This is a genomic window from Shewanella sp. Choline-02u-19 (assembly GCF_002836205.1).
GTDB lineage: Bacteria > Pseudomonadota > Gammaproteobacteria > Enterobacterales > Shewanellaceae > Shewanella.
Map to the genome: position 1 here is coordinate 864,518 of NZ_PJBE01000013.1, position 14,543 is coordinate 879,060.

Sequence of the window (14,543 nt, forward strand, 5' to 3'; positions counted from 1 at the left end):
AAAACTAACTCATTGTAAGCACTAATACTGCGAGTAAGCCAACAGCAAGGATGCCTTGTTGGATCATTAAGCGGCTTCTATACAGCTCTTTTTTGCCCTGTTTTAGGCTCGCCACTAGGTTGTTCTGTTTATAAATACGACAGATAATTTGCTCAGTCATTGGGTCGAGACAGAGATGTAACTTCGCAGGTTTACCATCTTTAAGCATCACATTATGCTCGCTCTGATAGCCAAAGTTTAGTTTTCTCGATACGCGTTTTCCATTCACATATGCTTGTTCTAAACCGCACCAATTACTGGCTTGTAGTTCAATGTTTTCTTGGTTGAGATCATACTTAAAACACACCATTTTACGACCCTCAATTTCCCTAGGGCCTTTAATTCAAGCAGAGGAATATGACCTTTGCCAGTTTGATAAAATGAAAATTTTATGAACAATCGCTATGTATATGGAACTATGCAGATAATAGTCAAAAAAAAACCAAGCAAATGCTTGGTTTTTTTCAAGGTGCTAGGTTTTACTTAGCGGCATTAATGATTTTGCGCGCCATTTCATCAGCAACATCACCGGTTGTACGGTTTTGCTCGTCTGACTGTTTGAAAATAGTCAGTAGCGTGTTGTAGATCTCTTCTACTTTGGCTGTTGCTGCGGTTGCATCATAGTCTTTTTCAAAAGAGACATTGATAATACCGCCTGCATTAATAACGTAATCCGGAGCATAAAGGATATTTTGCTCCTTTAACAACTCACCATGACGAACTTCAGCTAGCTGGTTATTGGCACAACCAGCAACAATAGTCGCCTTCAACATAGGAATAGTGATGTCGTTGATTGTTGCACCGAGTGCACAAGGGGCATAGACATCCACATCTTGATGATAGATATCTTGAGGTGCTACAACGGTGGCACCAAATTCAGTAGCCACTTTGTCTAACGACTCTTGATTGATATCGGTAACGATGAGCTCTGCGCCTGCTTCGTGAAGGTGGCGACACAGGTAGTAACCAACATGTCCGACGCCTTGAACAGATATCTTAAGTCCCTTAAGGCTGTCTATGCCACGCTGATGCTTTACAGCAGCTTTAATGCCCAAGAAAGTACCAAGTGCGGTATATGGCGAAGGATCGCCACTCTTACCTTCTAAACCTGCCATATAAGGGGTTTCTTGATGTGCAATCATAATATCGGTTGTTGATACACCAACATCTTCAGCAGAATAGTACTTTCCACCTAGGGTATCGATACAACGGCCGAAAGCTCTAAAGAGCGCTTCACGATCTTTGATTTTTGGATCGGCAATAATAACTGACTTACCACCGCCCATGGTGAGGCCAGCTAATGCATTTTTATAGGTCATTCCACGAGAAAGACGCAGTACGTCAGTTATCGCTTCATCGTCAGATTCATAGTTCCACATTCTACAGCCACCAACAGCAGGGCCTAAGTTTGTGTTATGAATTGCAATAATGGCTTTGAGGCCGCTTTCTTTATCCTGACAAAAAACTACTTGTTCATGGTCGTCAAAAGAGATGTGATTGAATACTGCCACTTGTTGATCTCCGCTATGAGCATCAATAATGCCGCTACTGCTAGATTACAGTGCGATCTGTTTGTTATATTTATTGCAGAACGATAGCATTTAGCGATACTCTCAACAAAGTAAAGATTAGGATTATTTGTGATCTGTGTGGCAATCCTGCTTTCCACCTTACGTTAACGTAAGGCTATGAGTGTTATTGATGCTAGTTAAGTGTGTAAATTATTAGAGAACTGCTGTTTTTAGGGACTCAAAAGAAAAATAAGAAAGGAAGGAAGAGATGGCTGAACAAGAAGTCGATCAAGCTCAAGACCAAGAAGCATTAAGACAAGAGTGGATCAGAACTCAATTTCAAAAAGCAAACAAGTTTCTCGCTGAAAAAGGGGTTTTGCCAAATAAGGTCCATGCTGATGAAAGCCGCTATTTAGCGCCATTTGTTGCTATTTGGAAAATGGACTCTAAAAAACCCTCTAAGCAGACATTTTGGGTGATGTCCGGTGACCTGCCTTCAGACTACGTTGATGTCAACGTTGCTGCTACTGCTAGAGATGCGGTTCGTCATTTTTCTATGATGTGGCAAATGAAAGCAGAGAATATTCAGCGCTCAAGTTTGGTCAACGATCCTGCGCAAGCTAAGTTTGCAAACTTACTTATCTCACGAGCTGAAGGACTGTATAAAATGCAGGCCGATGATAAGATCTGGGGTCCTGCTGCTTAATCTATTTCCATTAAGTTAGTGATGTAAGCGCCTGAATAAATTATATTATTCAGGCGTTTTATTTTGTGCGACTTTTCTAATTCAATATTTTTAGCACATAGCCCACTTTTGTATATCCAAGACTGCAGTTCACTACTCAATCATGACCATTATCGATAACGGCATTATTGTGTCTTCAAATCGTGTTGTTTAATCTTGGAGTTGCCGGACAAAAAAGACCGCGTTGAAGCGGCCTGTTTAAATAAGAATATTTGTTTTTTGGTATTAGCCTAAGTAAAAGTAGCCACGATTAAGCAGTATCAAAATCAAATCTTGAGTTGCGCTGTTTTGTATCAGCTGTTGAGTTTTCTCAGTATCAAAACTGAAGCTATTAGCTAAAACCGTAACCTCGGCTGTGATGTCTGTTGAATGCACAAAGGCTTCACCGTTAATAAATACTCGAGATATCGTGTCATTTTCTAGCTGCAACAATTTTAAGCCACCAATACGGTATAACTGCGCGCCTTGATCAATATCGTCCATCAGCATCTCGGCTGTGTAAGGGTCCTCAGGCTCACATAAATCCAATTCAAATCGGTTCTGACTCAGCATGTTACCCAACATCATTTGATAACTTTCTGGTGAACTGGCCAGTTCGCTTATCAGTGCCATCATATCTTGCTGGTGGCTGATGCTCACTTGGCTAGCAATGGTCGGTTCAGATGTTGATGTAAAGCGCTTTAGGCCGGTATTGGTATCAATGAGTGCGTCAGCTAATGAACTGAATAGCTCTTGTTGGCTTGGGGCTCTATAGCCTATTGAGTAGCTCATCGCCGTGGTTAAGGTTTGGCCTTGGTGCGGATAACCTGGGGGAATGTAAAGCATGTCGCCTTTTTCCAGAACCACATCAATGATGGGAGTGAACCCTTCAATTAATGGCGTGGTTGGATCATTATTTTTCGGCGCATACTGGCCTTTTTCACCCACAGTCCAGTGACGCTCACCTTCACCTTGGATAATAAACACATCGTAGTTATCAATGTGCGCACCCACGCCGCCGCCAGGCGTTGCAAAAGAGGCCATTAAATCATCGAAGCGCCAGTCTGGAATAAAGCGGAAGGCATCAATAAAGTGAGCAGAATCAGGATGCCAATGATTTAACGCTTGTACCAGCAATTGCCAATGGCTGCTGCCAAACTTATCATAATCTTCAAAAGGTCCTTGGCAGATCTGCCAATCGTTGTCTTTTGTCACTACAACGCGAGAAGAGACTTCTTCCTCACAGGCTAAGCCTGCAAGTTCATCTGGGCTGATGATCTCTTCAAAGTTAGGAAAGGCATTTTTGATAAGTAACGGCTTTTTTTGCCAATAGTCGGTAAGAAAAGCATTGGTGTCTAAGTTAAGACTGTACATGTTTTGGCAGCACTCATAAAAAGGATAAAAATAAAGGCGATAAGCCTAAGCTTACCGCCTTATTTGAACCATTAGTAGTCAGTTAAGCTACCAAGGTTGTTGTTCGTTTACTTAAGCTCATCAACAAAAGTTTCAGCACGGCCAATATAATTGGCGGGTGTCATCTTCTTAAGTTCAATTTTCACTTCATCAGGTAGCTCAAGTCCATCGATAAAGACAGCAAGTTGCTGACCGTCAATGCGCTTACCACGAGTGAGTTCTTTTAGCTTTTCATATGGCTTTTCGATGCCATAACGACGCATCACTGTTTGTACTGGTTCTGCAAGTACTTCCCAGTTGCCATCAAGTTCTTTGCGAAGTTGCTCTTCGTTAACTTGTAGCTTGCTGATCCCTTTCAATGTCGATTGATAAGCGATAAGCGAGTGAGCGATACCCACCCCTAAGTTACGTAAAACAGTAGAGTCAGTTAAGTCACGTTGCCAGCGAGATATCGGGAGCTTAGCCGCTAAGTGTTGCATTAACGCATTTGCAATCCCTAAGTTACCTTCAGAGTTCTCGAAATCAATTGGGTTAACTTTATGCGGCATGGTTGAAGAACCAATTTCACCGGCAATGGTACGCTGCTTAAAGTGACCTAAGGCGATATAGCCCCAAATATCACGATCGAAATCGATAAGAATGGTGTTGAATCGTGCTAACGCGTCAAATAGCTCAGCAATGTAATCGTGTGGCTCAATTTGAGTCGTGTACGGGTTCCAGTTGATGCCAAGACTTGTCACGAAACGTTGTGAAAGGGCATGCCAATCAACTTCTGGGTAAGCAGATATGTGAGCATTGTAGTTACCTACAGCACCATTGAGTTTGCCCATGATTTCAACGTTTGCAACTTGTTTAAGCTGACGTTCAAGACGCACAACAACGTTAGCCATCTCTTTACCTAAGGTAGAAGGCGAAGCTGGTTGACCGTGTGTACGCGACATCAGCGGTACCGTCTTATGCTCTCTTGCTAATGCTTTAATCGCATCAATAATTTTCTGGCAATCGGGCATAACCACCTGATCACGCGCTTCCGTTAGCATTAATGCATGAGAAAGGTTATTGATATCTTCAGACGTACAAGCAAAATGAACAAACTCGTCAATAGCGACAAGTTCAGCATTATCCGCGATACGTTCTTTAATGAAGTATTCAACGGCTTTAACATCGTGGTTAGTGGTGGCTTCAATATCTTTTACGCGCTGGGCATCTGCTTCGCTAAAGTTATCTTTAATCTGATCAAGTAAAGCAAGTGCTGCTTCACTAAAAGGGGGAACTTCTTCAATCTCTGGGCTGCTAGATAGCAGCTTTAGCCAGTTAATTTCGACTTGAACGCGATATTTGGTCAGGCCGAACTCGCTGAAAATCCCTCTTAATGAGGTGGTTTTACTACCATAACGACCGTCTACCGGAGAGATAGCCGTTAGTGCGGAAAGTTCCATTAGAAGCTCCTTGATGAACTTGTCTTAAATTATAGGGTGAGGCTTTTCATAGCTGTATCGACTATTGTTTTTCTTGCGAAGACAAGATGCCTACGCTTGCCTCCTAATTGTCGCCATAACACTGCGCTGCGCATGGCAGACAGTAGCAGGGCGCGAATTTTTTGCTGAGTTTGGGTGCGTTTGAGAAACTCAGGATTACCCGAAATCTGCAGTTTTGGGCCGAGTTCGCTAACTATATCACTGTAAATGCCGGCGAAATTAGCAATAACTTGCTCATCGGTAATGTCGAAGTGTCCAAGTTGGCGGTGTATTTGACTTATCCGCTCAGACAACATTCCCATGGCATTGGCTGAGCGCGTTAGTTTGCGCTCCAGTGCCAGAATACCCACCAGGTAGCGGGTAACTTCAACATCTTTTTGCTTACTGTCACCCAGCTGGGCAACAATCATTTCATAGCCTTTCTTTAACGCTTCTTGGTCAGCGTAAACATCGGCTGTCGATTCAGGGTTAGTCACTAACACTGAATTTAAACTTGCCGCTAGCGCTTCTTTATCGGAGTCGCCATTTCTTGCGATGTATTGTACTTGGGCTACGGCTTGCAATATGCCAGCAAAAGCCATGGTGCGTTCAAACAGCTGGTCGCTCATGGATTAATCTCTTATTAGTACGTCGATTATTCCGCCGCCAAGGCAGATTTCACCATCATAAAACACAGCTGATTGGCCTGGTGTAACTGCGGCGACTGGCTCATTAAAGATAACGCGAATTTGATCTGCACTGTCATAAGTCACAGTACAGGGTACATCCTGTTGGCGATAACGGGTTTTTAGAGTGATTTTGGCGCCATTTTCTGGCCCTTTTCTATCAACCCAGTGCAGTTGATTAGCGATTAAGCCATTAGACATCAAGCGGGGATGGTGACCACCTTGGCCGACAACTAATACATTACGCACTAGATCTTTTTCAACAACATACCAAGGGTCATCATTACTGTTTTTAAGGCCACCAATGCCTAGGCCTTTGCGTTGGCCTAAGGTGTGATACATCAAACCTTGGTGCGTACCAATGACTTCGCCTTCGCTGGTTTCAATATCACCAGGTTGCGCCGGTAAAAAAGTGGCTAAAAAATCAGTAAACTTGCGTTCACCAATAAAGCAGATGCCGGTGCTGTCTTTTTTATCGTGGGTGATGAGTCCCATCTCTTTGGCTATCTCACGGACTTCGCTTTTGTCTAACTCACCCACAGGGAATAGTGAACGTGCAACTTGCTCGTGGCTGAGAGTATATAAGAAGTAACTTTGATCTTTATTGCCATCAACACCGCGTAGCATTTGGGGGATACCATCAATGTCACGGCGGCGCACGTAGTGGCCCATTGCAATGTAGTCTGCATCGAGTATTTCATCTGCAAACTCAAGAAAAGCCTTAAACTTAATCTCTTTATTACACATGATATCTGGATTAGGCGTACGACCCGCTTTGTATTCTGCAAGGAAATACTCAAACACGTTGTCCCAGTATTCTGAGGCAAAGTTGACGGTATGTAATTTAATACCTAGCTTGTCACAGACAGCCTGTGCATCTTTTAGATCATCAGCCGCCGCACAATATTCATCCGTGTCATCTTCTTCCCAGTTCTTCATGAACAGGCCTTCGACTTGATAGCCTTGCTTCATTAGTAAGTAAGCAGAAACAGAGGAGTCAACACCACCGGACATGCCGACGATGACTTTTTTACCTAGATGAGTGGGTTCGATTGATGTCATAAATCCTAAAAACCTTTGTGTTTAACGAGTGTCGCAGCCATATATTAGCTAAATATATGGGTAAAAAATCTAATTACAAGGGAGCCTAACATCAGCCGCTTTCTGCGGGGGCATATTCTACCATGCATTGGGAGACTGAGCTATCAAAGCAATTGATCATTTAGTATTTCGAGAGGATAGCGCTTATTGTTTTGATAATCTTCAATGCATTTAAGCACTAGCGGGCTTCGTAGCTTAGATTTAAGCGCGACTATTTCAGTAAATGTAAGCCATTTAGTGGTCTGTATGGCAGGATCTAAAGGCGTAGAAATCAAGCATTTTTTAAGCGTTAAATAAAAGGTATAACGCACAAATGCAAGTTGCTCAGTTGCGGTATATTGATATATTGCCACGAGTCCCTCGGGTTCGATATCGAGCCCTGTTTCCTCTTGAACTTCGCGAATACACGCAGCGACAATCGATTCATTTGCCTCAAGGTGGCCAGCTGGCTGATTATATCTAATTTCACCATCAATCAGCTCTTCAACCAATAAGTAACGATCGTTAGAGGCAATGACGCAGGCTACCGTGGTGTTTGGTTTATACCGTTCAGACACTTTTAGACCTCATATCCAATTGGCGGTATTGGCCATTGGGTAGATCATCTAGACTCCATTGGCCTATTTTATAGCGGATTAATCTTAAGGTAGGAAAACCGATATTAGCGGTCATTCTTCTCACCTGACGATTTCTGCCCTCACAAATTTCAATGGTTAACCACGTCGTTGGAATGTTGGCACGCTCGCGTATCGCGGGCGTACGCGGCCATATTGTTGGGTTTTCCATGATATTAATTTTTGCTGGTAAGGTTAGACCGTCTTTAAGTTCGACCCCTTGGCGGAGTTTATCGAGATCGACTTCGGTGGGGGCGCCTTCGACTTGAACCCAATATGTTTTAAAGGTTTTCTTTTTAGGTTCAGTAATTTGAGCTTGTAACTTACCATCATTAGTCAGTAATAAAAGGCCTTCACTGTCTCGGTCTAATCTGCCCGCGGCATAAACATCTTGAATAGGAATATAGTCTTTTAAGGTTTTACGGCCCTGTTCATCTGTAAATTGACAAAGTACATCAAATGGTTTGTTGAACAACACGATGATAGGGTCTTGCACCTCTTTAGGTTTAGCGATTGGTCGTGATTGGCGGTAGGGCTTGTTTGCCGATGTTGCAGAGAAGCCATTTGGTTTGGTGAATTTATTATGTTGTATTTTTTTCTTTGAAAATGGCTGAGTCACGCGAATTAACTTTTAAAAAGGGGCTAATTATTACATTGTACTGCTCATTGGCCATTAGTGGAATTTGAATCTTGCTCGGAATGTTTTATGATGTCGGCCATAAAAGTGTGATCCGCAACTAAAATCGCGTGTTTATGCGATCTCAATTGAGAACGTAGCGGCAAACAATATAAAAAATTATCGCACAGCGTGAGTGACGATAAGTATCGAAAGTGACTGAATTTTTTACCTTTTAATCATAAAGATAGACATAATTATTATAAAAATCTTAAATTTAAAATAATGTAGGACAAAAAATGAACGATAAATCATCAACGATCATCTATACCGAAACTGACGAAGCTCCAGCACTCGCCACTCTTTCTTTGTTACCTATTATTCAGAAGTTCACTCAAAGTGCAGGTGTTAACGTCGAGACTCGTGATATTTCACTGTCTGGCCGGATCATCTCTGTTTTCCCTGAAAACTTAACCGCTGAGCAAAAAATCAGTGATGCGCTTGCTGAACTTGGCGAGCTGGCTAAATCACCAGCAGCTAACATCATCAAGCTGCCAAATGTCAGCGCATCCGTGCCGCAGCTTAAAGCCTGTATTTTAGAACTGCAGAATAAAGGCTATGACATTCCTAGCTATCCTGATGAGCCCGCAAGCGATATTGAAAAAGATATCCAAGCGCGTTACGACAGAATTAAAGGCAGCGCGGTAAACCCTGTATTGCGCGAAGGAAACTCAGATCGCCGTGCACCCGGTTCGGTAAAGAAGTTTGCTCAAAAAAATCCACATTCAATGGGGAAATGGTCTACAGACTCTAAGTCTCACGTTGCTCATATGAGTGAAGGTGATTTTTATGGCAGTGAAAAATCGGTCACTGTTGCAGCCGCGGGTAGTGTTTCAATTGTATTGAGCAAAACCGATGGATCTGAACAAGTATTGCGCAGTGCTATCGCATTGAAAGCCGATGAAGTGATTGATTCTGCTGTCATGAGCAAAGCAGCTTTAGTGAGTTTTTACGAGCGTGAATCAGAAAAAGCTAAACAGCAGGATGTTTTATTATCACTGCATTTAAAAGCGACCATGATGAAAGTATCGGATCCGATTCTTTTTGGTCATGCGGTTAAAGTTTACTACAAAGATGTATTTGCGAAGCACGGCAAGTTATTTGAAGAACTTGGCGTTGATGTTAACAATGGTGTGGGTGATGTTTACGCCAAAATTGCCACTTTACCTGCAGATCAAAGAGCGGCTATTGAGGCGGATATCGCCGCGGTATACGCATGCAGTGCTGAACTGGCGATGGTTGACTCTGACAAAGGCATTACTAACTTACACGTTCCAAGTGACGTCATTATTGATGCCTCTATGCCTGCCGCTATTCGTACTTCAGGTAAGATGTGGGGTCCAGATGGTCAGCTAAAAGACATGAAAGCAATGATCCCAGATCGTTGTTACGCTGGCGTTTATCAAGAAACCATTGATTTCTGCATCAAGCATGGCGCATTTAACCCTAGCACTATGGGAAGCGTGCCAAACGTTGGCCTTATGGCCCAAAAAGCAGAAGAGTACGGTAGCCACGACAAAACATTTGAAATTGCAGCGGCGGGTAGCGTTAATGTCGTTGACCAAAGTGGCGTAGTGCTAATGTCACACAAGGTTGAAGCCGGTGATATTTTCAGAATGTGCCAAGTTAAAGATGCGCCAATTCGTGATTGGGTAAAGCTTGCGGTTAATCGTTCACGCTTGTCAGCGACTCCTGCAATATTTTGGTTAGATGCTGATCGAGCGCATGATGCTGAAATCATTAAAAAGGTTGAGCTGTATCTAAAAGATCATGATACCAATGGTCTTGAACTGCACATCATGTCTCCGGTTGACGCGACACGCTATACGCTTGAACGTGTAAAAGCGGGTAAAGATACTATCTCAGTAACGGGTAACGTGCTGCGTGATTATCTCACTGATTTATTTCCTATTTTAGAACTGGGTACCAGTGCTAAAATGCTTTCAATCGTGCCACTTATGAACGGTGGCGGCTTGTTTGAAACGGGTGCGGGTGGCAGTGCGCCTAAGCATGTTCAACAAGTTGAGAAAGAAGGTCATCTTCGTTGGGATTCATTAGGTGAGTTTTTAGCGTTAGGTGCATCATTAGAGCATCTAAGCCAGACAACCAACAACGCAAAAGCACAAGTATTAGCTGATACGCTAGACTTGGCCATTGGTCAGTTCCTTGATACCAATAAGTCACCGTCACGTCGTGTAGGTGAGCTTGATAATCGGGGTAGCCATTTCTACCTAGCGATGTATTGGGCACAAGCGTTAACGGCGCAAACACAAGATAGCGAGCTACAAACACAGTTTGCGCAGTTTGCTGAAGGCTTGGCGAGTAATGAAGAAAAGATTGTTACTGAGCTAAATAGTGTGCAAGGCCCAGCAGTAGATTTAGGCGGTTATTATCGTTTAGATGCTGTGAAAGCTGCTAACGCTATGCGCCCAAGTGCGACGCTAAACGCACTTGTTAACGGCTAAAATATTCAGGCCTGTATTGCACAGGCCTTTTTTAATAAGCAATAAAAAGCAGAGTAGATCACTACTCTGCTTTTTTTATTTCAAACACATCTAATTTAGTTAGCTGTTGATATTGCTGACGCGTGCATACCTTTTGGTCCTGCTTCCACTTCGAAACTGACGGGTTGGCCTGCTTTTAGAGTTCGATAGCCTTCCATTTCGATGGTAGAATAGTGCGCAAAAACGTCTTCACCGCCAGCATCAGGGCAAATAAACCCGAATCCTTTGGCGTTGTTGAACCATTTAACAGTTCCGCTTGCCATACTTCCACTTCCTTCTGTTGTTCACTTCCCAGTAAGATAGTCAAACATATCAGCGAGGAAAATCCTCGCGTACTGAACAGAATGAAAGCAGAAAAGTTGCTTGTCAAGATAAAATTAACAAGTAGGTAACATTTTTACAAACAAAGTAGCACATACTATTTGGTATGATACCAATTGCATTAAAAGTTTGACCATTCAGCGGGAATTCAAAGCCCTGTAGGCGAGATGGGGGATTGAAGCTAATAGTTATTCTATATCTAAAGCCCACAACGAAGCTTAAAGGGCTTTGAAACCCGCACTAAGTGAGCGCCTCAGATTTTCCACTTCTGCTTTGCAGTGCTTTAACAGGGAATAACCCTTTTTCACCAATGTGCCTTGAATTGAAAAGTCTGAGGCTCTCTGAATTGGTCAAATACTTAATGCAATTGGTATGATTTGTGGTATTAAATAGATTGAGTTCGATAATCAATTGGAACAAGCCAAGACTAGAGGCTAGTATTGAAACATGAGTAGAACAGAAAACGTAGAACACGTAGAAGAGAGTGTTGAATCAGAACTAAAACAACCTTCTATGTATAAAGTTATATTGAATAACGATGATTACACTCCAATGGACTTCGTTATTGAGATTTTACAGCTATTTTTTAGAAAGGATGAAGCACAAGCCACTGAAATAATGCTTGCCATTCATCATCAAGGAAAGGGGATTTGTGGTGTTTTCCCTTTTGGTATTGCAGAAACTAAGGTTGCTCAGGTAAATCAGTTTGCAAGACAAAACGAACATCCGTTACTGTGTTCTTTAGAGGAGGCCTAATTTGGTTGAATCTGTTTTTAATTTTTGGGGGTGCTTATGCTAAATAAAGATCTTGAAGTCACCTTAAACCTGGCTTTTCAGCAAGCCAGAGATGCACGTCATGAATATATGACGGTTGAGCATCTATTGTTGGCGTTAATCGATAATCCGGCCGCACAAGAGGCGTTAGTTGCTTGCGGAGCAAACCTCGATAAACTCCGAGGCGAAGTCTCGAGTTTTATTCAACAAACTACGCCTATCATTTCCGATCCTGAAGAAGAGAAAGAAACTCAGCCCACGCTCGGTTTTCAGCGCGTTTTACAACGAGCCGTTTTTCATGTCCAATCATCTGGGCGTAACGAAGTTACTGGCGCAAATGTGTTAGTGGCTATCTTTAGCGAACAAGAATCTCAAGCTGTTTATCTATTGCGCTCAGGCGATGTGACTCGTCTAGATGTGGTCAATTTCATTTCACACGGTTCGTCAAAAAATGATGTTGATACCGATGCCGAACCCAATCGCATTGAAGATCAAACTGAGACGGAAGAAGAGCGCAGCATCTTGTCGCAATTTACCTCTAACTTGAATGAGTTAGCTAAAAAAGGTGAAATCGACCCATTGATTGGTCGCAGCGAAGAGATTGAACGTTCAATTCAGACCTTGTGTCGCCGCCGTAAGAATAACCCCTTGTTAGTGGGGGAAGCCGGTGTCGGTAAAACGGCAATTGCAGAAGGGCTAGCGTACCGTATCGTCAAGGATGAAGTGCCTGAAGTCATGAGTAAGGCAACGGTTTACTCGCTTGATTTAGGAGCATTGCTTGCGGGGACTAAGTATCGTGGCGATTTTGAGAAACGCTTTAAAGGTTTGCTCAAAGAGCTTGCAAATGATAAACATGCGATTTTATTTATCGACGAAATCCATACGATTATCGGTGCAGGCTCCGCATCTGGCGGCGTGATGGATGCCTCCAACTTACTTAAACCGCTGCTTTCAAGTGGTAATTTAAGATGTATGGGCTCCACAACGTTCCAAGAGTACCAAAGTATTTTTGAGAAGGACCGTGCATTGGCACGTCGCTTCCAAAAAGTGGATATCAATGAGCCCTCTGTTGCTGAGACGACCAAAATCCTTCAAGGACTGAAGTCGAAATATGAAGAATATCATAATGTGCGCTACACGCAGGCGGCGTTGAGTGTTGCTGCAAAGCTGTCTGATAAGCACATTAACGATAGACATTTACCTGACAAAGCGATTGATGTGATCGATGAAGCGGGCGCTCGAATGGCGATGTTGCCTGCCAATAAGCGTAAAAAAACCATCGGTCAAAGTGAAATCGAAACCATCATCGCAAAAATGGCGCGTATACCTGAGAAGTCGGTATCGAGTTCTGATAAGGATATGCTCAAGAACCTTGAGCGTAACCTTAAGATGGTCGTATTTGGGCAAGACATCGCGATTGAGGGGCTTAGTGCCGCTATTCGTCTATCTCGTAGTGGACTCGGCGGTGAGAATAAACCTGTCGGTAGCTTCTTGTTTGCCGGTCCTACTGGCGTCGGTAAAACGGAGGTGACGAGTCAGCTGGCTAAATGCCTTGGCCTTAGTCTTGTTAGATTTGATATGTCTGAATATATGGAAAGCCATACGGTGTCACGCCTGATTGGTGCTCCTCCTGGGTATGTCGGTTATGACCAAGGTGGCTTATTAACCGATGCAGTGATTAAGAACCCACACTGTGTGGTATTGCTCGATGAAATAGAAAAAGCCCATCCCGACGTCTATAATCTGCTGCTGCAAGTGATGGATCACGGTACGTTGACAGATAATAACGGCCGTAAAGCCGATTTTAGACATGTCACTGTCGTGATGACCACCAATGCTGGTGTACAGGAAACGGTTCGTAAATCGATAGGTTTTAAGCAACAAGATCATACTCAAGATGCGTTATCGGAAATCAACAAGGTGTTCTCACCTGAATTCCGTAACCGTTTGGATTCCATTATCTGGTTTAACCACCTTGATATGACCGTTATTGCTAAGGTAGTTGATAAGTTCTTAGTCGAGTTACAAGCTCAGCTAGACGACAAGTCAGTGATGCTCCATGTCAGCGATGAAGCGAGAACCCTATTAGCGGCGAAAGGTTACGACAAGTCTATGGGAGCAAGGCCAATGGCGCGCGTAGTGACGGATTTAATCAAACGTCCACTTGCAGATGCGATTCTATTTGGTGACCTTGAAAAAGGCGGTGTTGCCCATGTTGATGTGAAAGGCGATGAGATTGTGATTAAAGTTGAGTCACAGCAAAAAGCCATGCATTAAATGCCGTTGAGTGGAGTCATCATTTGGCTCCATTCTTTGTTGATTGATAGCGATGCTTAGCATCGTTATCAAACATCACCGAATTGCAGATAATAAAAAGCCGGCATAAGCCGGCTTTTTTTTCGATACGTTATAGGCTAATAATAACTTAGCGTGAACGGAAGACGATGCGTCCTTTGCTCAAATCGTAAGGGGTCAGCTGAACCGTTACCTTGTCACCCGTAAGAATACGGATATAGTTTTTACGCATTTTTCCTGAAATGTGTGCCGTTACGACATGACCATTTTCAAGTTCTACACGAAACATTGTATTTGGCAAGGTTTCAAGGATTGTGCCTTGCATTTCAATGTTGTCTTCTTTCGCCATTAATCAGTTATCCTGTTAGCCTTCAAATATTAAAAACGGGCATATCATGCCGTAAATTCACGTCACTGTAAAGAAAAGG

14 protein-coding genes are annotated in these 14,543 nt (G+C 43.0%); 4 read left to right on the forward strand and 10 right to left on the reverse strand.

Annotated elements, in window-relative coordinates; all coding sequences use genetic code 11:
• Window positions 1–4: 4 nt before the first annotated feature.
• A complete protein-coding gene (locus CXF83_RS10545; RefSeq protein WP_101089718.1) occupies window positions 5–349 on the reverse strand; it encodes a hypothetical protein in 345 nt (114 codons plus the stop codon).
• A gap of 169 nt (window positions 350–518) precedes the next feature.
• On the reverse strand, window positions 519–1,550 hold the full coding sequence (locus CXF83_RS10550) for a Leu/Phe/Val dehydrogenase (RefSeq protein ID WP_101089719.1): 1,032 nt from the start codon (window positions 1,548–1,550) through the stop codon (window positions 519–521).
• 268 nt (window positions 1,551–1,818) lie between these two features.
• On the opposite strand from CXF83_RS10550, the gene CXF83_RS10555 reads away from it, so the two are divergent.
• A complete protein-coding gene (locus tag CXF83_RS10555; RefSeq protein WP_101089720.1) occupies window positions 1,819–2,256 on the forward strand; it encodes a DUF4826 family protein in 438 nt (145 codons plus the stop codon).
• Window positions 2,257–2,520: 264 nt separating this feature from the next.
• Here the strand turns inward: CXF83_RS10555 and CXF83_RS10560 are convergent, their stop codons facing one another.
• The 6 genes from CXF83_RS10560 to CXF83_RS10585 form a co-directional block, all read right to left on the reverse strand.
• Window positions 2,521–3,648, reverse strand: coding sequence for a cupin domain-containing protein (locus CXF83_RS10560; protein ID WP_101089721.1), 1,128 nt, complete (start codon window positions 3,646–3,648; stop codon window positions 2,521–2,523).
• A 107-nt stretch (window positions 3,649–3,755) separates the two neighbouring features.
• A complete protein-coding gene (purB, locus tag CXF83_RS10565) occupies window positions 3,756–5,126 on the reverse strand; it encodes an adenylosuccinate lyase (RefSeq protein WP_101089722.1) in 1,371 nt (456 codons plus the stop codon).
• A 29-nt stretch (window positions 5,127–5,155) separates the two neighbouring features.
• Complete coding sequence (gene hflD, locus CXF83_RS10570; protein WP_101089723.1) at window positions 5,156–5,773, reverse strand: high frequency lysogenization protein HflD; 618 nt, start codon at window positions 5,771–5,773, stop codon at window positions 5,156–5,158.
• 3 nt (window positions 5,774–5,776) lie between these two features.
• Window positions 5,777–6,892: a tRNA 2-thiouridine(34) synthase MnmA gene (gene mnmA, locus CXF83_RS10575; protein WP_101089724.1), complete on the reverse strand. Its 1,116-nt coding sequence runs from the start codon at window positions 6,890–6,892 to the stop codon at window positions 5,777–5,779.
• Between the two features lie 143 nt (window positions 6,893–7,035).
• Complete coding sequence (locus tag CXF83_RS10580) at window positions 7,036–7,488, reverse strand: NUDIX hydrolase (RefSeq protein ID WP_101089725.1); 453 nt, start codon at window positions 7,486–7,488, stop codon at window positions 7,036–7,038.
• Window positions 7,481–8,164, reverse strand: a complete 684-nt coding sequence (locus tag CXF83_RS10585; protein WP_101089726.1) for a pseudouridine synthase — start codon at window positions 8,162–8,164, stop codon at window positions 7,481–7,483. Before CXF83_RS10585 ends, CXF83_RS10580 begins: the two co-directional genes overlap by 8 nt.
• Window positions 8,165–8,460: 296 nt before the next feature.
• Between CXF83_RS10585 and CXF83_RS10590 the strand changes: the two genes are divergently transcribed.
• On the forward strand, window positions 8,461–10,686 hold the full coding sequence (locus tag CXF83_RS10590) for an NADP-dependent isocitrate dehydrogenase (protein WP_101089727.1): 2,226 nt from the start codon (window positions 8,461–8,463) through the stop codon (window positions 10,684–10,686).
• A 95-nt stretch (window positions 10,687–10,781) separates the two neighbouring features.
• Here CXF83_RS10590 and cspD read toward each other — a convergent pair whose 3' ends face one another.
• On the reverse strand, window positions 10,782–10,988 hold the full coding sequence (gene cspD / locus CXF83_RS10595; RefSeq protein ID WP_101089728.1) for a cold shock domain-containing protein CspD: 207 nt from the start codon (window positions 10,986–10,988) through the stop codon (window positions 10,782–10,784).
• Window positions 10,989–11,493: 505 nt separating this feature from the next.
• On the opposite strand from cspD, the gene clpS reads away from it, so the two are divergent.
• Window positions 11,494–11,802, forward strand: a complete 309-nt coding sequence (gene clpS, locus CXF83_RS10600; protein WP_101089729.1) for an ATP-dependent Clp protease adapter ClpS — start codon at window positions 11,494–11,496, stop codon at window positions 11,800–11,802.
• A gap of 36 nt (window positions 11,803–11,838) precedes the next feature.
• Window positions 11,839–14,097, forward strand: coding sequence for an ATP-dependent Clp protease ATP-binding subunit ClpA (gene clpA, locus CXF83_RS10605; RefSeq protein WP_101089730.1), 2,259 nt, complete (start codon window positions 11,839–11,841; stop codon window positions 14,095–14,097).
• 148 nt (window positions 14,098–14,245) lie between these two features.
• On the opposite strand, the gene infA is transcribed toward clpA, so the two are convergent.
• Entirely contained in the window at window positions 14,246–14,464 is a 219-nt protein-coding gene (gene infA, locus CXF83_RS10610; protein ID WP_005500725.1) for a translation initiation factor IF-1, read from the reverse strand.
• Between the last annotated feature and the right edge of the window lie 79 nt (window positions 14,465–14,543).